The sequence below is a fragment of the Neptunomonas sp. CHC150 genome (assembly GCF_030397555.1).
Classification (GTDB): domain Bacteria; phylum Pseudomonadota; class Gammaproteobacteria; order Pseudomonadales; family Balneatricaceae; genus Neptunomonas; species Neptunomonas phycophila.
Window position 1 is genome coordinate 1 of record NZ_JAPNXU010000012.1, and the last position, 20,251, is coordinate 20,251.

Annotated in this window: 17 protein-coding genes; 9 read left to right on the forward strand and 8 right to left on the reverse strand. The window is 45.5% G+C overall.

The genetic code is table 11. From position 1 onward, the window contains the following. Nucleotides 1-47: 47 nt before the first annotated feature. The 5 genes from OW491_RS15860 (at nucleotide 48) to OW491_RS15880 (ending at nucleotide 5,188) form a co-directional block, all read left to right on the forward strand. A complete protein-coding gene (locus OW491_RS15860; protein ID WP_290036889.1) occupies nucleotides 48-1,379 on the forward strand; it encodes a TonB-dependent receptor in 1,332 nt (443 codons plus the stop codon). Nucleotides 1,380-1,533: 154 nt separating this feature from the next. After that, nucleotides 1,534-2,100: an elongation factor P-like protein YeiP gene (yeiP, locus tag OW491_RS15865; protein ID WP_290036890.1), complete on the forward strand. Its 567-nt coding sequence runs from the start codon at nucleotides 1,534-1,536 to the stop codon at nucleotides 2,098-2,100. Nucleotides 2,101-2,357: 257 nt separating this feature from the next. Then, complete coding sequence (locus OW491_RS15870) at nucleotides 2,358-3,719, forward strand: SPFH domain-containing protein (RefSeq protein WP_075172876.1); 1,362 nt, start codon at nucleotides 2,358-2,360, stop codon at nucleotides 3,717-3,719. A 45-nt stretch (nucleotides 3,720-3,764) separates the two neighbouring features. Then, a complete protein-coding gene (locus tag OW491_RS15875) occupies nucleotides 3,765-4,520 on the forward strand; it encodes a 16S rRNA pseudouridine(516) synthase (RefSeq protein WP_354669564.1) in 756 nt (251 codons plus the stop codon). 98 nt (nucleotides 4,521-4,618) lie between these two features. After that, nucleotides 4,619-5,188, forward strand: coding sequence for a 1-acyl-sn-glycerol-3-phosphate acyltransferase (locus OW491_RS15880; RefSeq protein ID WP_075172874.1), 570 nt, complete (start codon nucleotides 4,619-4,621; stop codon nucleotides 5,186-5,188). 103 nt (nucleotides 5,189-5,291) lie between these two features. Here OW491_RS15880 and OW491_RS15885 read toward each other — a convergent pair whose 3' ends face one another. Together OW491_RS15885 and OW491_RS15890 are read right to left on the reverse strand one after the other, a co-directional pair. Next, a complete protein-coding gene (locus OW491_RS15885) occupies nucleotides 5,292-6,665 on the reverse strand; it encodes a TIGR00366 family protein (RefSeq protein WP_075172873.1) in 1,374 nt (457 codons plus the stop codon). Nucleotides 6,666-6,880: 215 nt separating this feature from the next. Then, the gene (locus OW491_RS15890; RefSeq protein ID WP_290036893.1) at nucleotides 6,881-8,095 is read right to left on the reverse strand and encodes an aspartate aminotransferase family protein; all 1,215 of its coding nucleotides are present in this window, start codon (nucleotides 8,093-8,095) and stop codon (nucleotides 6,881-6,883) included. Nucleotides 8,096-8,370: 275 nt separating this feature from the next. On the opposite strand from OW491_RS15890, the gene OW491_RS15895 reads away from it, so the two are divergent. Further along, nucleotides 8,371-9,402: a GlxA family transcriptional regulator gene (locus OW491_RS15895; protein WP_178969146.1), complete on the forward strand. Its 1,032-nt coding sequence runs from the start codon at nucleotides 8,371-8,373 to the stop codon at nucleotides 9,400-9,402. On the opposite strand, the gene OW491_RS15900 is transcribed toward OW491_RS15895, so the two are convergent. The 3 genes from OW491_RS15900 to OW491_RS15910 are packed head-to-tail and all read right to left on the reverse strand — an operon-like array spanning nucleotide 9,399 to nucleotide 11,282. Continuing rightward, nucleotides 9,399-9,911, reverse strand: coding sequence for a DNA-deoxyinosine glycosylase (locus tag OW491_RS15900; RefSeq protein ID WP_075172870.1), 513 nt, complete (start codon nucleotides 9,909-9,911; stop codon nucleotides 9,399-9,401). The genes OW491_RS15895 and OW491_RS15900 overlap by 4 nt on opposite strands. A 23-nt stretch (nucleotides 9,912-9,934) precedes the next feature. Next, entirely contained in the window at nucleotides 9,935-10,309 is a 375-nt protein-coding gene (locus OW491_RS15905) for a hypothetical protein (RefSeq protein ID WP_075178482.1), read from the reverse strand. After that, nucleotides 10,281-11,282 carry an ATP/GTP-binding protein gene (locus OW491_RS15910; RefSeq protein ID WP_075178481.1) on the reverse strand — a complete coding sequence of 334 codons (1,002 nt, stop codon included), beginning with the start codon at nucleotides 11,280-11,282 and terminating at the stop codon, nucleotides 10,281-10,283. The genes OW491_RS15905 and OW491_RS15910 overlap by 29 nt, the downstream gene beginning before the upstream one ends. A gap of 272 nt (nucleotides 11,283-11,554) precedes the next feature. On the opposite strand from OW491_RS15910, the gene OW491_RS15915 reads away from it, so the two are divergent. Then, nucleotides 11,555-11,920: a VOC family protein gene (locus tag OW491_RS15915; protein ID WP_338128099.1), complete on the forward strand. Its 366-nt coding sequence runs from the start codon at nucleotides 11,555-11,557 to the stop codon at nucleotides 11,918-11,920. Nucleotides 11,921-11,949: 29 nt separating this feature from the next. On the opposite strand, the gene OW491_RS15920 is transcribed toward OW491_RS15915, so the two are convergent. Further along, a complete protein-coding gene (locus OW491_RS15920; protein ID WP_290036898.1) occupies nucleotides 11,950-12,663 on the reverse strand; it encodes a response regulator transcription factor in 714 nt (237 codons plus the stop codon). A 21-nt stretch (nucleotides 12,664-12,684) separates the two neighbouring features. Next, nucleotides 12,685-15,522, reverse strand: a complete 2,838-nt coding sequence (locus tag OW491_RS15925; protein WP_290036900.1) for a cache domain-containing protein — start codon at nucleotides 15,520-15,522, stop codon at nucleotides 12,685-12,687. Between the two features lie 252 nt (nucleotides 15,523-15,774). On the opposite strand from OW491_RS15925, the gene OW491_RS15930 reads away from it, so the two are divergent. Both OW491_RS15930 and OW491_RS15935 read left to right on the forward strand, forming a co-directional pair. Next, nucleotides 15,775-17,406 carry an acyl-CoA synthetase gene (locus OW491_RS15930; RefSeq protein ID WP_290037166.1) on the forward strand — a complete coding sequence of 544 codons (1,632 nt, stop codon included), beginning with the start codon at nucleotides 15,775-15,777 and terminating at the stop codon, nucleotides 17,404-17,406. Nucleotides 17,407-17,648: 242 nt separating this feature from the next. Continuing rightward, nucleotides 17,649-19,043 carry a solute carrier family 23 protein gene (locus tag OW491_RS15935; RefSeq protein ID WP_075172863.1) on the forward strand — a complete coding sequence of 465 codons (1,395 nt, stop codon included), beginning with the start codon at nucleotides 17,649-17,651 and terminating at the stop codon, nucleotides 19,041-19,043. 52 nt (nucleotides 19,044-19,095) lie between these two features. Here OW491_RS15935 and OW491_RS15940 read toward each other — a convergent pair whose 3' ends face one another. Further along, the gene (locus tag OW491_RS15940) at nucleotides 19,096-20,109 is read right to left on the reverse strand and encodes an AraC family transcriptional regulator (RefSeq protein ID WP_290036902.1); all 1,014 of its coding nucleotides are present in this window, start codon (nucleotides 20,107-20,109) and stop codon (nucleotides 19,096-19,098) included. Nucleotides 20,110-20,251: the final 142 nt, after the last annotated feature.

Sequence of the window (20,251 nt, forward strand, 5' to 3'; positions counted from 1 at the left end):
GTGTATAAGAGACAGACGATCAACAGCGCAATAATGCAAACAGCCCTATGTGGGGGGCGTTACCATTAACGTATGATGATGGTAGCTACACCGATTATGATGCGTCTACTTCCACAGCGGCGGATTGGTCATACTGGGATACAAAGAAAGAAACCTATTTTGCCCAGTGGCAGCACTCATTTGATAACGGGTGGGAAGCGACGGCAAGCGTAGATCACACGTCCACCAAGCAAGACTCAAAGTTGTTTTATGTCTATGGCTCACCCGTTGCGGGCAGCGATCCGGAAGTAGGGCTTCTCGCGTACCCATCCGCTTATGAGCAAGACTTATCGGTCACCCAGTTCAATGTCAATGCGACAGGCCCTTACACCTTAGCCGGGCGGGAGCATTTGTTAGCCATAGGCGCAACGGCGGCGCGAATGAAAAATAGCCAGTTATCTGGATATGGGTCACGTTTGGGGTATCCCGTTCCAGATTTGAATACATGGGATGGCTCTTTTGAAGAGCCAGATATTTATGGTAACGGGACTAGCGGCGGCACGTTTAATGACCGCTTGCGCAGCACGTACGTAGCGACTCGTATTGATGCTACCGATGCGTTAAATCTCTTTTTAGGGGGAAGCTACACAACGGTTAATACAAAAGGTGACTCGTATGGTAGTGAGCGAGATCGCGATGCATCGGAGGTGGTTCCGTATTTAGGCGCGATGTACAACCTAACCGATGATGTGGGTGTGTATGCGAGCTATACCGGTATATTTAATCCCCAAAATAAGCTGGGTACGGATAATGAATTACTCGATCCAGTAGAAGGTAAGGCGTATGAAGTAGGTGTTAAGGCCAGCTTGTTTGATGATCAGTTACTAGCGACCGCCGCTGTTTTTTACGCTGATCAGGATAACGTAGCCGGCAGTTCGACGGTCGGAGGAAACGGCCAAACTGTTTATACTACCGACGACACCAACTCACGGGGTATTGAGCTGGAAGTTTCTGGCCAACCGACCCCACGGATTAATCTCCTCGCCGGTTTTACACATGTTGATATAGTGGAATCAGGTACGAATGACAAAGTTCGCCTGTTCGAACCACGAAATGTGTTGCGTGTCAGCGGTACTTATCAAGTTCCCGGTGTTGATCAGCTTAAAGTAGGGGGTAGTGTGCGTTGGCAGAGTAAAACAACGACTGACTCCGAACTTTATACGCAAGATGCTTATACACTGGTCGACCTAATGGCGAGTTATGAATTTAATGATAATTGGACGTTGTCTGGCAAAATTAACAACCTTACCGACGAGCGTTATATTAACTCGTTGTATTGGGAGCAAGGGTTCTATGGTGAGCCTCGTAACGCCACTGTTACCCTGACATGGAACTATTAAGTAGTGTTTAGCTATTAGCCATTCAGCAATTTATTAGCCCGCTCTATGCGGGCTTTTTGTGTGTAAAAATAAACACGATGCTGAGTAAATAAGCGTTGTTTGTTAAATCACAGCTCGCATAGAATAGCTTCTTTTCTTGGTTGGAAGCAGGATCATGCCTAAAGCATCAGAGCTTAAAAAAGGCCACGTCGTTGAGATCAACGGCACCTTGTATGTCGTTCAAAAAATAGATGTGCACAGCCCGTCATCTCGTGGTGCACAAACACTCTATAAAGTGCGTTTCAATCAAGTGCCTCATGGTGGGAAGTACGAGGAGACCTTCATCGGAACAGATATGATTAAACAGGCGTCACTGGAACGTCGTTTAGTCTCCTACCTCTACCGTGAAGATGATCTACTGACGTTTATGGATCAGGAAGATTACAGTCAATACAGCTTGAATGAAGTGACCATTACTGACGAAATCGATTTTATTAGCGATGGTATGACAGGCATATTAGTTTTGCTGGTAGATGGTAACCCCATTGGAATCGAGCTGCCCAATACGGTTGTTATGGACGTTGTTGAGTGCATGCCGGGCATGCAATCGGCCAGTGCTACGGGGCGTACTAAACCGGCTAAATGTAGCAATGGCTATGAACTGCAGGTGCCGGAATACACAAAAGAGGGCGATAAAATTAAAGTGAATACCGAAACGGGTAAGTTTATTAGCCGTGCTTAAACTAGCTTATATAAGCTCTTCTTTTTGATGGCTAGGTAAAGGGTGCAACACCTTTGTTTGAGTTAGGTGTTGCCTCTTTATTTTAGGTAGTTCCATCATTCTTTACGCTAAACTGACGAAAACTATGTTTTAGCTTTTTCTTTTAAAAAGCAATAAGTTACTATGCATTAAATGCCTGTATGCCGTCATAAAACTATCTTGATTTTTTGTTAGCATCGCGTGTTTTAATTTTAATCTGAAGGAAATAAGGAAGTTACATGTCTGATGCTCACACACTATTGAAATCTAGTAGCGGCTTAATAGCTAAAGCGGTAGTTGGTGTTATTGTTATTCTCGCGCTGGTTTACGTTATGTCTAAGTCTTTCTTTTATGCAGAGCCGGGTTATATCTACCATGTGCGGACGGTGACAGGGAGTGAGGCTGTAGTCACTGAGGTAGGTTATAAATTTTACCCTTTTGGTCGCTATAACTCTTGGAAGCGAGCGATGACAGTTCAAGCGTCATCTGGGTCGAGTGTTAACGCTATTCGAGCTGAGAAAGACTCCGATAACGAATCCGCGAGCCTTCCTCCACTGAGTATAATGTTTTTAGATCAGGTGGATGCACATGCGGAAGCCACGGTGCGTTTTTCGATTCCTTCAGATGAAGTTTCATTTTTAAAACTAGCGCATGAATACCGTTCGCCAGAAAACTTATTGCGTACGGCTTTACTGCCCGCTTTTAAAGAGACACTGCAAGCAAATGCGTCTTTGATGGCGGCAGAAGAGTACTACGCTGGTGGCCGGACGGAGTTTAACTCTGAGTTCGAAAACCAAATGAGCAACGGTATTTTTCTTGTAAAACGTGAAGAGGTTTCAGTGCGTTCAACCCGCTCTGCTTCGGGTTCTGCTAATGCGGCGCTAGGCACCGAGCAAGAACAATACGGTGAAGATTCAAAAACGGTCTTTCTTGTGAATAAGGTGATAGGTCCAGATGGCCAGCCTCGTCGTAAATCACAACGCTTTACTGATTTTGGAATAACGGTTGTTTCGGCTTTAGTGACGGACATGAAACCAAACCAGAAATTTATTGAGCGGATGCAGCTTAAACAAAAAGCTTCGGCTGACCGTGCAATAGCCCGTGAACAACGTGTTCAAGAGGAAGAACAGAGACTGTTGGCAATCGCGCGTGGTGAACGTGAAGTGGCTGAGCGTCAAGCCAAGGCGAAAGTTGAGCAAATCCAAAAAACGACAGAAGCAGAAACGGATAAGCAGTTAGCAATCACCGGAGCTGAGAAGCTAAAAGCAGAAGCTGCCATATCTAAAGAAACGGCCGAAATTAACTTAGAAAAAGCCCGTGTAGAAGCTGAAACACGCCGCACGCTAGCCGATGCAGAAGCTTATCAAAAAGAAGTGATTCTTCAGGCCGATAACGCGTTGGCCCAAAAGTTAGAAGCCGAGGTGCAAATTCAGCGCTTATGGGCAGAAGCGTTTGCTAAACGTAATGTGCCAACAAATGTATTTGGCGGCGGAAATGGCGGTGCACCTGTGGGTAACGATGCTGAAACTAAAGCGTTCATGCAAATGTTGACCTTGGATGCAGCTAAACGCTTAAACTACGACCGTGAAGTAACCAAATAAGTCAGTAGTGAGCCTTATCGGATACGCTTAGGTGTCCGATAAGGTTTGTTTAACCTAGACTACTTACTTGTTATGACATCAAAAAAGTCCCGCCTAGATCGGTTTCTTAGCCGTCATTTATCCGTTAAACGCTCAGACATTCGCTTAGTGTTAGCGCAAAAGCGCGTGAGTGTTGATGGAGTTATTGCCACCGATATGCAGCAACCTATTGATCAGTTCTCGCGTATAGAGCTGGACGGTAACTTACTGCAAGCACAACAGGCTTGTTATGTAATGATGCATAAGCCGGTAGGTGTCGTCAGTGCCACAAAGGATGATATCCACAAAACTGTACTTGACCTACTCCGTTTAGAGCACCCTGAGCAGAGTTGGGATGATGTCCATATTGTCGGGCGATTGGATCTTAATTCGTCAGGCTTGTTGCTGTTGACCAACCATGGTGATTGGTCGCGTAAAATGATGTCTCCGGATCATAAGGTTACCAAGGTTTATGACGTGACATTGGGTAACCCAGTAGATATAGAACGCTATCGTGAAGCCTTTAAGCAAGGGATGCATTTTGCTTACGAGGACATAGTTACGTTACCTGCCGAGCTGGAACAAATATCTGAATATGTTGTTCGTGTTTGCTTAGTCGAGGGGAGATATCATCAAATTAAACGAATGTTTGGACGCTTTCGTAACCCTGTTATAAAACTGCATCGTATCTCTATTGGTTCGATTCATCTCGACAGAACGCTCTTGCCGGGGCAAAGTCGCCTGTTAACCGATGACGAAGTTAACGCTATTACGCTTAAGTAGTTGTTTTGCTGCCCTAATTGTCGCCTATCCCACATACAGCACGTATTTAAGTCTATAATGCCATTTTTTACGCCGGTTTCCGGTTTTAGGGTTTGGTAATGTTTACATTCTTTTGTCGTTTATGTTTTAAGTTACAGGGGTGGAAAATTGTAGGGGCGCCGCCTGCGGATATATCGCGCTCAGTAATGATTGGCGCACCACATACCAGCAATTGGGACTTTATTTTTACCATGGCTGCCGCTGATATTTTAAATGTGCCACCTCCGCGGTTTACGATAAAACAGGAGTGGATGCGTTTTCCATTCAATTTATTGCTTGGCCCGATGGGTGCGATTCCTATTAATCGCTCTGCACGCAACGACGGCGAGAAAAGGCCTAACATGGTTGGCCAAATGGTAGAGTATATCGAGAAGTCTGATGAGATTACGGTGCTTGTTACACCTGAGGCGACGCGGGCAGCGGTGACTCGCTGGCGTACGGGTTTTTATCAGGTTGCGCTGCAAGCTAACGTACCTATTTTGCTAGGTTATTTGGATTATAAAAAGCGCGAGGCAGGGGTAGGCGGGGTAATTTATCCCAGTGGTAATATCGAGGAAGATTTGCGTAAAATTTGGGATTTTTACAACACAGTGACTCCCAAATTTCCCGAATGCTACACCAAGATGTGAGTGTATTTGCTTACTTTTTGAACAATAACTGATCAAAACAAAGAGGGGGCAATAGGCCCCCTCTTTGTTTGTTATTGGAACGTTTAGTGAGCTTACAGTGCGTTTAGAACACCAGTAAACCTATGGAAATAATTACTCCTGATCCAATTAAAGCCATAACGCAATAGCCCATGACATCTTTTGCTCCCAGGCCTGCAATCGCTAAGGCTGGTAAAGCCCAAAATGGCTGAATCATATTAGTCCACGCATCGCCCCAGGCAATAGCCATCGCTGTTTTGGCTGCATCCACACCCAGTGCTTCACCTGCAGGCATCATAACTGGCGCTTGAACGGCCCATTGTCCACCACCAGAAGGAACGAAGAAGTTAACAATCCCTGCACTTAAAAACGTGAATAGTGGGAATGTTGTTTCGTTAGAAATAGAGACAAACATCTCGGAGATAGCTCCCGCTAGCGATATGCCTGAGTCTCCTGTGGCCGTCATCATTCCCATAATACCGGCGTAAAACGGAAACTGAAGCAAGATGCCCGCGCAGTTGCGAGCGCCTTCGGATACCGAGTTTAATAAGCTTTTAGGCGTGCCATGCAGCAATATAGCGGTAAATAAAAATGTGAAGTTTACAATATTGAGGTTGAGCGCAAACCCGTTTTCTACAAAATAGTAAATAATGTAAGCGTAGCCCAAAATACCCAGCAGCAAAGACAACAAGCGGCTGTTTTCTAAGCGTTCGGCTGGCGTCATATGCTCCTTTTTAGGCGCTTCTTGGTTTTGCTCTTGTAAGAGTGATGGGTCAATAGTGATGGTATCTTGAGGTGCTGGATGCATTAAGCGGTTTAACAATGGAATTGCCACAAACATAGCCGCTAAAATGGCTAAGTTCATGGTAGAAAATAGTGTTTCTGAAGTAGGAATTGCCGCTGTTACGGCGCCGTTAGTTACGGTTTCTATGTTGGTGCCACTAGCAATGGCTAGCGGGATAGAACCGGATAAACCTGCATGCCAGAATAGAAATCCACTGTAGGCGGCCGCAATTAATAATCGATAGTCCACTCCTCTCACTTTAGCGGCTAATTCACGTGCAAAAATAGCACCGATAACTAAGCCAAATCCCCAGTTAATCCAGCAGGCAATTGCACTAATTGCGGTTACCAGCAAGATTGCTTGTCCAGGTGTTTTGGCGACACCAGCCAGCATCGATAACTTGCTTTTGAAAACAGGAGCGCTGGCCATTGCGTGGCCGGTTACGACAACCATCGCCATTTGCATAGAAAAGGTGAGTAAGCTCCAAAAACCGCCAGCCCATGCATTAACCACCTGCATAGGACCTTGGCCTGTACTGGGCATGACAAGGATGAAAACAACCAAGGTAAGTATGGCTGCGAATATAAATGGGTCGGGTAGGTAGCGTTGAATGATGGTAACGAAAAACTGGCTCATGCGTTGCAGAGCTGATCGTTGTTCAGCAACTGTATCCATTGTTTTTTCCTGAGGTATTATGATTATTGTAGGATTACTGACTTGGCAGTCAGAAGTTTAGGGTTTTGAGTATATCAACCCGCCCCACGTTAGGGTGGGAAGTTATTGTTTCCTATTGGAAACAATGTTTTTCCAGTGGTGAGGGCAGTGTTAATAGACTTATACCTCATAAAAAAGGGAAGCGTTATGCTTCCCTTAGTTCATTGCTGAGGCATTTAAGCGGCTAATACTTTACTAATAGCGCGCTCTAGGGCTGCCATGCCCGCTTTAACGTCATCATCTGGGATGATGAGCGACGGAGCCATCCTAAGAACATTAGGGCCTGCAACCAAAATCATCAGGCCTTCTTCACGGGCAGCGGCTAAAAATTGTTGTCCTTTACCGTGCCATTCTTCAATCAACTCAGCGCCCAATAGCAAACCTTTACCGCGCACTTCTCTAAAAATGTGATGTTTCGCATTAATGGCTTCTAGCTCGGATTTAAAGAGAGCGCTTTTGGCTTCTACTTGACCGAGCACATCAGGCGAGTTGATTAGATCGACCACTGTTTCAGCGACGGCGCAGCCCAAAGGGTTGCCGCCATAGGTACTGCCGTGTGTACCAAATACAAAACTGGCAGCTACTTTATCCGTCGTTAACATCGCGCCGATGGGGAACCCGTTACCCAGCGCTTTGGCAGTCGTTAGGATATCGGGCGTCACGCTCAGGTTCATGTACTCATAAAAAGCGCCGGTGCGGCCAACTCCGGTTTGGATTTCATCAAAAATGAGCAGTGCATTATATTGATCGCATAGCTCTCTAACCGCTTGTGCAAAACCTGGTGCCGCCGGGATAACGCCACCTTCACCTAAAATAGGCTCCATTACTACCGCACAAGTTTTATCAGAGATAGCGGCTTTGAGTGAATCAATATTGTTGTACTCAACATGGCTTACGCCTGCTGGAACGGGCTCAAAACCTTCGCGGTATTTTGGTTGCCCGCCAACGGTTACGGTAAATAAGGTGCGGCCGTGAAATGATTGTTTAAACGAGATGATTTCGTACTTATCATCTCCAAAATGATCGTGACCGTACTTGCGCGCTAATTTGAAAGCGGCTTCATTGGCTTCTGCACCGGAGTTGCTAAAGAAAACTTTGTCGGCAAATGTAATATCCGTCAGCTTTTTGGCCAAGCGAAGTGCTGGCTCGTTAGTAAAGATATTACTTAAATGCCACAGCTCATCAGCTTGAGTTTTTAGCGCATCTACAACGGCCGGGTGGTTGTGACCCAATGCGGTGACAGCAATCCCCCCCGTGAAATCGACATACTCATTGCCGGCTTGATCCCATACTCGTGAACCGCGTCCGCGAACTGGCACCATCTGTTGAGGGTTATAGTTGGGGACCATCACCTGATCGAATAAGGCGCGTGTGACGGGTTCTTTATGCATGGGGTGTTCCTCATTTCAGCGGATAAAAAAGGGTATCCGTGACCCAGTGATATAAAAAAGGTGCAAGCTTGTTTTGGCTACTTGAACCTCGTTCTTGTTTTCTATTATCAGTATCGACAAAAAATCAGCGGATAAACAGAGTGTTAATTTCTTTAGGGCGACCTGAAGTTACGCTAAGCTGACATTTAGAAACTAGTTGGGAGTATCGCTTGCTGTTGCAAAGTATGCTGGCGAAAACATCGACCAAGAATAGTGTAGAGATGTATGGTTAAGCAATGGTGAAATCTTTAGAAAAACAAAAAAAATGGATACCAAAACGCTTTGGCTTTTTGCTATTACCTAACTTTTCGTTGATTGCCTTTTCCTCAGCGATTGAGCCGTTACGAATGGCCAATTGGGTGAGTGGTGAAGAGTTATATGAAACTGTACTGATTAGCCACGATGGTGAAGCGGTAGCGAGTAGTTTTGGTGTACAAACGCTAGTTAACTGTAGCCTAGCTAATTTGCCTATGTTAGATGCCGTATTTGTCTGTGGAGCAAGTCCTATCGCGCGTACTGGTAATGAAGCCGTTATTGGTTGGTTGCGACGCCAAGGCATTGGGCCAATGGGGATAGGAGGCATTGGTACGGGCTCTTATATTTTGGCATGTGCCGGATTATTGAAGAATACGCGCGCCACTATTCATTGGTGGGATTTGGCGAGCCTGCGAGAAGAGTTCCCTAGCACGCATGTGACGAATAACCTCTACGAGATAGATAAAAACCGATACACCTGTAGTGGTGGTACAGCGGCAATGGATATGATGTTGTTCTTAATAGGTAAAGAGCACGGCATGGATTTAGCGGCGAGTGTCTCTGAGCAATTTGTCTGTGAGCGAATCCGTACATCTGAAGATCCGCAACGCATACCTTTAAAGGCGCGTATTGGCGCTAGCCAGCCCAAATTGATAGAGGCGGTTACGCTCATGGAAATGAACATAGAAGAGCCTCTGAGTACTGATGATTTAGCCCATCATGTAGGATTATCGCGCCGTCATTTAGAGCGCCTGTTTAAGAAGCACTTACAAACAGTACCTTCCAAACACTATCTAGAATTGCGTTTGGAGCATGCCCGGCAGCTGCTGCGGCAAAGTGATAAAACCATTTTGCAAATTGGTCTAGCATGTGGCTTTACCAGCGCGTCGTATTTTAGTACTGCGTACCGTAATCATTACGGGTTAACCCCGCGGGAAGAACGTAAACGCGAAATCGATGATCCGGCGGCCCACAGCCCATTGTACCAAGGTGACTCTGTGTTAATGCGCTAAGGTTTAGCGTTTAAGATGACCGACCATGCCTTGAGCTTAGCCTCAAAATTTAATGAGGCATGGGCAGGGCTGGTTGAAGGGAGTGTGTAGAATTGAAATGGCTCATTCTCGAGTAGTGCACTGTGGTGTCGTTTAAATAGCTTGGCGGCCGCTTGTCCGTTAAACGCTATAGCGTTAATACTGGGGTATTGGGCCAGTAAAGCCTGTATAGGGTTTGCAATTACACTGTTTTGTTTGATGTTGCTATCCAAGCTGCCCGGGCGAACACATTCTTGCGCAACATCCCACAGGGCTACACCTGCTGCATTGAGCTGGCTGAGCTTTTCTTGGTAGGGGGCATGGCTGTCTAATTGATAGAGGTGCGTCATGATAGGCCAAAAAGCATTTCGTGGATGCGCGTAGTAGGCGTGCTCTTGCAGTGACTTTACCCCAGGAATGGAGCCTAGTATTAGTAAATGCGGATCATCGCCTATGGCAGCGTCAAAGCTTTGTATAGCGGTTTCATTCATCGCGGGTTTTTACCAAGACGGCTTTAGTTTGCGGGCTTTAGCTTATCGGAAGCTTGAGTTAGTTTCGCTATCATTTTAGTGAACAGTGGACGGGATTCTCGTAAAACGCGCTGGGCTTTATGAATCTCGGAACGTTCTGGAAGCAACGCAATGAAAAGTGACGTGTCGTTAACTCGGTAGCACATGAGGCGATAATGACCAATTTGAATATGTGCTTCATCGTAATCAGGATTGGTTTTAGTCGCTTGTTTAAAAATAAGCGTAAAAGCTTGATGCCCAAGTTTTAGGTAGAGCAGTTTGTCTTTAGGAAAGCTAGAAGCAATGGGCTTGGTGCCAGAGAATAGAACGCTGCACTCGCTACCAGAGAGCTTATCCAGCTTGGTCAGAATCTGAGACATTATCACTCCACTGAAGTAAATCTACGGCTTGTTGGCGTATTTGTTGATGTGTCATATTCGCGTTGGCGAGCAGCCCAAGGGATTGATCATGTTCTATAAACAACGCCAGTGTGTCTTGTTTGTAACCGAACAAGGAAATATTACCAATGGCCGGTAATTGTGGCGCTTTTTTGCTAACAGTATCCGCTAAGGCCTTAAGCGTTTTGAAAAGCTCGTGTTGCTCCATATTGCTGAGAGAGTGGTCAATCGTTTGGCTGTTGGCATCAAAATGCAATGCACCTAATATGCCGCGTGATTTGGTGGCTGCTTCAACAATAGACATCTTAGGGACAGGACGACTTTTACGTAACCACTCAAATTGAGGTGAATTTGGGTCTGGATTGCGCTTTTTAAATTCATTCATCGCAACACGGTGTGAAACATCACTCCAATTAACGCTGTCAGCATCATGCATCATGGCAGAGTTGATAATATCCAGCACATGCATTGATTTACGTGCATCAATAAAAATTGTAGGTGCCAGCATGCCGCGCGCTTTTAAATGGTTTTGGTAATCTTCAAGACGAGTTGTCTCATCAAGGTCTGAGCGTGTCACTGCGACCACAAAGTTACGGCCGATGATGTAATCCCAAAACTCATCTAAGTAGAAATCCAAGTCTTTAAGCGGGTAATTACGGGTGTTGTCGACAAGCAAAATAACTGCTGATGCATCTTTTGCAAGATCACTGACCATTAAGTCCCACATGAACTTAAAGCGCTCTTGCCCGGGAGTACCGTATAGATGAAGGCTGGTATCGTCGTTTAACGTTAGTTTGCCGTAGTCCATACCGACAGTGGTCGTACGTTTACGTTTAATTGTAGAGTCCGATACCTTGGTATCAGTGTCAACGACATCAATTTCGCTGATACTGCGTATGGCGGTTGTTTTGCCTGACCCGGGGGAACCTATAAATAGTGCTTTATAAGATTTCATTAACATCCTTATTAAAGAGGGTCTAGAAACTCACTAAATGGTAATCCAGAATGATGGCATTATCGAGAGGCGCCATTAATCATCACTGAATTATATATCTATACAGTCTCTCTATTAATACATTTTCTGCGAAATACTTCGAAAATTGTAAAATGGATAGGTAATAGTACATATTTTTAAATGTATGCTGTCTTTTTACTGCTTAGAAATCCCAAGTTACTTGGGTGTAGAACATAACCAATAAAAAGGAAAAAATGATGTTCAGTCACATAATGGTAGGTGTCAATGATATGCAGGCATCAAGAGATTTCTATGATGCGGTGCTTGCAACCATGGGCCACGCACCCGGAGTAATGGATGATAAAGGACGATGTCTTTACATTACAGATACCGGTATTTTTGCGCTTACAAAGCCTATTAATGGTGAGCCTGCTTTCCATGGTAACGGCTGTACCATTGGTTTTGCGGCAGCTAGCCCGGAGATAGCGGACAAATGGCATGAGGTCGGTCTTGCTAATGGTGGGACCACATGTGAAAACCCACCGGGTAAACGCGAAAGCGGTTTAGGCGATCTTTACTTAGCGTATTTGCGTGACCCCGCTGGAAATAAATTGTGCGCGTTGCATTTGTTGGGGTAGGTTAACTCCATAGTGGGGTGAGAGCTCCACTATGCTTGCCAACTCACTTCGCACGTCAGGATATAGCCTGCTCCATAGATAGTTTTGATGAGCGTAGGATGTTTAGGGTCTGTTTCAACCTTCTTTCGTAAGCGTGACATTCTTACGTCGATACTGCGGTCAAATGGGTCGGCAAAGCCGTGGAGTAATTGGTCACGGGACAGAACTTGCCGAGGGGCTTGCAGCAATCGATTGAGTAGGGTGGCTTCGGCCGAGGAAAGCTCATAAGAAAGAGTTTGTGTTTGGTGGTATAAAGTCAGTGTGTTTGGGTCGTATACCCAATCGGCAAACTGTGCTTTTCGGTCTTTATTGCCGGAATGGCTAACATGGTTAATGTGTTCTAGACGGCGAAACAGGCTGTTAACCCGAGCTACCAACTCTCTTGGTTCAAAAGGCTTTGCTAAATAATCGTCAGCACCAAACTCTAATCCCAAGATACGATCGGTAGTTGACCCGCGGCCTGAGATTATAATGACACCCATCCCAGACGTATCACAGTACTCTTTGACCAGTGATATTCCATCCATATCCGGTAGGCCTAAATCAATGATACATAAATCCGGCTTGCGTCTTTGGATAGCGGCGGACGCTTGTTGCCCCGTTTGAAACGTACGCGTTTCATAGCCATGCTGATTTAACTGTTGGGCTATGATTTGGCAGATATCTGGCTCGTCATCTACGATATAAATTATTTTTTTTGTCATTATCGTTTTCCCGGTACGAATTTACCTGTACTTTACCGCTTGTTGAATAGCGACAAGTAGGTCGTTTTGTGTAAACGGTTTTTGTAAAACGCAATATTCCAATGCTTCGTTTCCGTGGCGTTGCGGAAATCCGCTCATTAACACCACGCGACAGTTAGGTATTTGCTGAGCGATGTGCTTGGCAAGTTGGTAACCATCATGTTGGCCGGGCATTACAACATCTGACACCACTAAACCAATATTGGGTATTGATCCCAACAGGTTGATGGCTTCGTCAGCTGTGCTGGATTCAACCACTGAATATCCCAGCCGAATTAACTGTTCGCGCACTAGCGAGCGCACATCATCTTCATCATCGACCAGTAACGCTAGTCCACCTTGGTCGCAGGCAGAGGTTTGGCTAGGCATGTTTTTATTAGGTAGAGCGCTTGCGACGGGGAGTAGGAGGCTTACAAAAGCCCCGTCGATATGATTTGCTAGCGCAATGTATCCGTTCGACTGTTTAACGAATCCATATACCATGCTTAAGCCAAGACCAGAGGAGTTGGTTGTTTGTTGAGTTGTAAAGAAGGGGTCGAACGCGCGGGATATAGCTAAATCAGAGAAGCCGGTGCCTTCATCTTTAATGGTGATCTCAACATACTGACCAGAACGGACTTCTTCATCAAAATATAACCCGTCGGTTACCGTTCTATTTTTGGCGACAACCGTTATTGTCCCTTTGTCTTTCATGGCATCTCTAGCATTGAGTACGAGATTGACCATCGCATCCTCAAGTTGCCCGCTGTCACACCACGGGGTTGCTAACGAAGCGTCTAAGCTGAGTACTAGATTAATGTCGTTGGGTAGCGAGCCCTTCATGAGGGAAACAAAATCGTCCATAAGTAAGGGAAGGTTGACGGCTGTTGCTCTGAGGGGCTGCCTTCTCGCAAAACTGAGTAACCGACTGGTGATATTGGCCCCTCGTTTGATTGCTCGTATAGCGGGTTGTATGTTGCTCATCAAGGAAGGAGGTGTATTAGGGTTATGCTCGATAGACTGTAAGTTGCCTTGCAAGATGGTAAGCAAGTTGTTGAAATCGTGTGCTAAACCCCCTGCGAGTTGACCAACCGTGTTCATGCGTTGCGCTATTTGCAACCGTTCTTCTGCTTCACGTTCAGCCGTAATGTCGATGGATAGGTTGATCATGCCGTGCACGGTAGCTGAGCCAAATTGCGGAGCAGGGCAAAAAGGAATGAGTGTGCGCTTGGTGATACGTGTGTAGCCCTGTAACTGCATCGTATATTCAAAGCTATTAGTGGCTCCATTGAGCGCTGATAGAACATGTGGCCGAATCTCTTGATACATGTCTTGGCCAATAACGTCCCAAAGAAAACGATCGATAATCTCGTCTTTGCTTAGGTTAAATGCGTCGGCATAACCTTGGTTAACAAATACATAACGCTGATGTTCATCAATATAAGCGATTTGGGCAGGTAGGGTATCTAGAATCAGACGTTGGCGCTCTTCCATTAGTTGAAGGTTATGAGTGGTGTCCTGCACCTGTTGCATGGCAATGCTGAGCTGCCGGTTACGTTTAGATAATTGCGATGTGCGTTTGTTAACTTGGTTATCCAGCTCTTTAATATTTTGGCTTAGTTGGTCAACCATGCGATCAAAAGCACGTGCTAATACTCCTATCTCGTCTTTGCGGTGGATATCTGTAGTTACATTGAGTTCGCCATTGCTAATTCGGTGGGCTGTTTCTGATAAATGCCGCAGTGGGCGGGTGATGTGATAGACAAAAACAATGGCCAGCAAAGAAGCGACGATCAGCGCGATAAGGGCGATGGTTAAAATTCGATCGGCCAGTAATTTAGAACTGGCTTGCAATTCATCAAGGTATACGGATGAACAGATATACCAATTAAACCCAGGCAGAAAACGAACCAGTGATACCTTCTCATAACGGTAGTTTCCTGGATCGGAGGGGCGGTCCCATTTGTAGTAGAGCTCTTTTCCGGTGTCGGCAACATTGATGAGGTCGCGCATGATGTCTCGGTTGGTTACCGGATTTTTTAATGCTCTAAAGTCCACGCCATCGATATTATTGTTGGGATGAACCAGCATTTTCCCCTTTTCATTAAAAATAAACAGGTAGCCCGTCTCGGCAATTTTAATCTCATCGAATGCTTGGCGCAGCTCTTCCAGAGCGGCTTCGCGGCGATTTTTGACCTCGGCCTCTATATCATCGATGTACACGCCAGATCCAAAAACGAGTGACCATTCTGGGAAATACTTAACATACGAGAATTTCTCAATGAGCTCGTCGTCATTGAGTCGACTCCAGCGATATTTATAAAAACCTTCGCCTTCTTTAATCGCCGCTTCTATTACCGAGGGCATAATGGCGTTGCCCTGCTCGTCCAGCATGTCCCGTGTATTTTTACCTTGGAAAGCGGGGTCGGGGTGCGAGATCAATTGGTAATCAGTGTTGGCTACCCATAGGTAATCATCTTCTCCGTATTTGAGTTTCTTGATTTGCTGCAGCACTTGTTCTTTAGCCAATGCAGGCTCGACACCCGATTCGATTAAGAGTGAAAGTTGCTCTTGAAAAAAGAAGGTGGCTGTATCAATGATGGCACGAAGCCTTTCTCGGTTTGACGCGAGCACTTGGGCTTGGTATTCCGCCGTTCCTGCCTGCATTTTGTTAGCCAGCTCAAAGACATTGTTTAAAGCAATATGACTGGCATTGCGTTCGATACCAAAGACAGTGCTTTTTATGAACGGGACAGAATAGATATAAAACGCGATAACTATTGCGGCAACAATAGCCACGATGCCTAAAAGAAAACGATGAGTTAAGCGAGAATACAGCACGTAATTACCTGTGTGGCAGATAGTTTTTTATTATGAATAGGGTTGTGCCTATGGGTGCCTTTTATAATAAAGGAAAAGTCAGCCAATTAGAGTGGGTTGATACATTTCGTAGGATTTGCGCAAAAATGCCGTAAAACTCTTCCTCTATGTTGTTTGCCTAGCCATTGTAGAAGTCACAGCGTTTCCTGTTTGTACAGGTGACAATCAAACGGCTTCTGGGGATATAACAATAAGAGGTCCACTATGTCCAGCATGCAACGCAATCATAAAGAGAGCATTTACGATCTACACTTAGGCCAAAATCAGGCTAATTACTCGGCGTTGACCCCCTTAAGCTTTTTAGAGCGAACGGCGGCTATTTACCCAGAAAGAACGGCAATTGTGTATGGCGATATTCGTCGTACATGGAAGCAAACGTATGAACGTTGTCGTGCGATGGCTTCATCACTTATTGCGCAGGCGATAGAGCCTGGTGATACGGTTTCTATACTTGCAGCGAATATACCAGAGCATTTTGAAGCACATTTTTCTGTGCCAATGTGTGGCGCTGTATTAAACAGTATTAATACACGCCTAGATGCAGAAACGATCGCGTTTATTTTACAACATGCAGAAACGAAGCTCTTTATTGTTGATCCCGAATTTGTCGAAGTGGCTAGCCGTGCGTTACAGATGATCGATAAGCCACCCAGGGTTGTGAATATTGAGGACCCGCTCTTTAGCAATGCACCATTAATTGGTGATATGACTTATGACCAGCTCATAGCCAACGGTGACAGCAACTTTGAAGCTTGTGCTGTAGAGAATGAATGGGGCGCGATCTCACTAAACTATACATCAGGTACCACAGGCAACCCTAAAGGGGTGGTGTATCACCACCGGGGGGCTTACTTGAATGCCGTAAGTAATGTGGTGTCATGGTCGATGAGTGGGCAACCGGTGTATTTGTGGACCCTACCCATGTTCCACTGTAACGGTTGGTGTTTTCCGTGGACGATGGCCTTAACGGGTGGCATTAATGTTTGCTTACGTCAGGTAAGAGTGGACGCTATTTTTGATGCGATAAGAAATGAAAAGGTCGACCATTTTTGCGGTGCCCCTATCGTATTGAATATGATGAACTCGGCGGATGAGGCGATAAAGTCTGGCGTAGACCACGAGGTAAAAGTGATGACTGCTGGAGCACCGCCACCGGCATCAGTGATACAAGGAATGGAAGCGATGGGATTTGATGTGACTCATGTGTATGGGCTCACAGAAACCTACGGCCCTTGTGTGGTATGCGAGTGGCAAGATGAGTGGGGCGATAGCAATGCCGATGCTCAAGCGAAGCTTAAAGCGCGACAAGGTGTAAAAGCTCCTATGTTAGAAGACCTCAAAGTGGTTGACCCCGTATCGCTTGAGGAAGTCCCGTCAGATGGAGTGACGATAGGTGAGATTTTTATACGCGGTAATTTGGTCATGAAGGGCTACCTTAAAAACCCATCTACTACCGATGATGCCTTTGAAGGAGGGTGGTTCCACTCCGGGGATTTGGCTGTGCGTCATCCCGATGGCTATGTTGAAATTAAAGACCGCTCAAAAGATGTCATTATTTCAGGCGGGGAAAACATCTCCAGCATCGAGATTGAAGATGTCCTATACCGACATCCCCTAGTAAGTGAAGCGGCGGTGGTGGCCAAGTCCGACCCTAAATGGGGGGAAACTCCTTGCGCCTTTATTAATGCACGGGATGTGATATCCGCCGAGGAAATCATTGAGTTTTGTCGAGCTAACATGGCGCATTTTAAAGTCCCTAAAACGATTGTGTTTGGCGAACTGCCTAAGACATCAACAGGCAAGGTACAAAAGTATCTGTTGCGCGAGAAAACACGACACCTTTAAGTCGTTGTAGTGAGCATTTTGGTTTCCTCGGCTATTTAATGCTCAGTTTTACACCCTGCTAGCGGTATCTTTCGGCGCTTTTTTAAGCGCCTTTTTTATGCAGAGTGTTTGTTCCCGCATTTTATGAGGGCGTTACATTTGGTTAGATTTGCGCAAAATTTCAGACGTTTTTTTCCTGTTTACTAGGTCGTGTACCTCTGCGTACTGATGTGATTGAGCATACGACAATAAGGAAAAAAACAATGTCTATCATTAATCGAAAGCATGGTGAAGAACAGCCATGTTGGCCCCTTGGGCCATTCAGGATTCGGCTACCGTTTATTCACTACCGCTGGGAATACCCAGAAATGATTCAAGGCTTGATCATGTTTGTGGTCGGCCTCGCTATGATTCCTCTATTAGAAAAGTACCTAGGTATGCCTTACGAGGCCGCTTTGGCGTTTACCTTTGTTGCGGGCGTTGGTTATATTTTACCGGCGTTATTGGGGGTGCCTCTGGTGCCTGGCTGGATTACACCAGCGATCCCCGTGGTGCTATTGTATTTGAAAGGTTTTGAACCCGGCCCCGAAGCGATCAAAGCTTTGTTTGCATTGCAGATTGAAGTGTCACTTATTTTTTTGATTTTAGGCATGACGCGCTTAGGCAGTAAACTGGTAGAAGTGATCCCTAATTCTCTTAAATCAGGCATTATTATTGGTGCAGGTATTGCTGCCCTAATGGGTGAGTTAAAAACAGGTGGACGGGTTGATATCACGCCTATTTCGTTACTGATCGGCTCGATAATTTCAGCGTATATTTTGTTTTCTTTATCCTTTAAAAATGTGGTGAATGAAAGCTCATTGGCGAAGCGTATTGCTAACTTCGGTATGGTACCGGGGATGATAATCGCCATGATTATCGGCTGGGTCAGTGGCGAGTATCCGTTACCAGATATTGAGTGGGGCATTACTCAGCCAGATTTTGGATTAATGTTTCAATATCTAACATTTACAGTTGGCTTCCCTGGTTGGGATGTTTTCTTGTTAGCCATACCAACGGCCATTATTGCTTACGTTATTGCTTTTGGAGACATTATTGTCGGCTTTACCTTAGTGAAGCGCGTTGACCATTTACGTGAAGATGAAAAAATAGAAGCTAACGTGGATAGAGTGCATACCGTTACGGCGTTAAGAAACTTTATTCACGCATTTTTAGCTCCGTGGCCGGGTCTCGCTGGCCCATTGTGGACCGCTGCGCACGCCACGGTAACCGAGCGTTACGCCATGGGGCGCAAAGCGATGGATTCTATTTATAGCGGTGGTGCTACATTCTGGATGACAGGGTTAGTCGCGCTATTTATTTTGCCTTTGGTAACGTTATTTAAACCTGTACTGCCAATAGCGCTGTCGTTGACGCTCATTTTAACCGCTTACATATGCATTATGGTTGGAATGGAGCAGCTGCGAAATCCAACAGAGCGAGGGGTTGCCGGTATTGTCGCCGTTACGTTAGCCATGCCTGACCCTAAATCTACTGTGTATGCTGTTGTTATTGGGTTGGTTTTATACTTCTTAATTGAGCGTCCCAAGTTGCTGGGTAAACACCGGCCCGAAGACGAATTGGTCTTTGCTGATCCCCCTGAGAAAAGCGCAGAATAGCTCATCTATCGCATAAAACGGCTAAACCACTGCTTCAAAGTAGGCAGTGGTTTTATTGTTTAGCTGCTAAACGATATGACGTGGGTGATTCGCCTGTCCATTGTTTGAATGCACGTGTAAAAGCGGTCGGTTCCGAAAACCCCAGTAGCGACGAAACTTGAGCAATCGGTATTGATGGCTGGCTGAGGTAGTGGATGGCTTTATCGCGGCGAACAATGTCTTTTATTTTTTGAAAATTGCTGCCCTCAGAAATCAATTTTCGTCTTAGCGTTCGTTCGCTTAAGTGCAGCGCTTGAGCAATAGCTTCCATAGAGGTTGCTAGGTCATCAGTTTGTTCCAGGTAATCCAGAACTCGGCGGGTGTACACAGGGAAAAAGGCTTGCCGTGTAAACCAATCTAATGGGGCTCTGCGTAAATGGTGTTTTAAGGTTTGTCGTGTTTGTACCACGGGTAACTTTAACCATTCTTTACTGAATACAAATGTGTTGGTGCTTTGCTCAAAATGGGTAGGGCATGGAAACATGAGCTGATACTCAGCGATATGAGCAGGCGGCTTATGTGTAAATCGCACTTCCTTAAGCGGGATGCGTTGCCCTACTAACCAGCTTGGGAATCGATGCCAAAGTAGCATCAAAAATTCGCGTAGCAGTAAATCAGGATCAAGCTTAGGATCAGATAAGCTCATTGACAGTGCTACATCGTCGCCTTCGATATTGAGAGTCAGCCGGATTGATTCATTCACCAGATTATAAAAGCGGCACAGGTGATGGTAGACCGATTCTAGGTCCTTGCAACGAACGGCTTCTTTTGCCATGAGGCTAAAAATTCCGTGGCGGCAGCGCTGTGTTCCCATGCCCAGAAAATCATCATCACTCTCGCGCCAAGCAATTTGCATTAACGTGCTGTATTGCTCCGGTGTAATTCTGAAATGTGGATTATTTAATAATCCTTCATTGATTCCTGCCTCGTGAAGTAACTGGTGTTTATCCAAGCCTGCCTTGTTTGTTGCGTTGATGAGCGCTTGAGCAAAATGGATTGAAATTGAGTAATGTTGAATGAAAGACATAGCTAATTCTTATGGATTGTTTTGTCCGAAATTAGCATAAAAATCCTGTTTGTTGCCAGAATTGTCGTTTTATTCATCCGTCCGTGTCCGAAATTGTCAGCTATTGGTCTGGTTTAGTTATTGTTGGAATTGTGCCAATTGG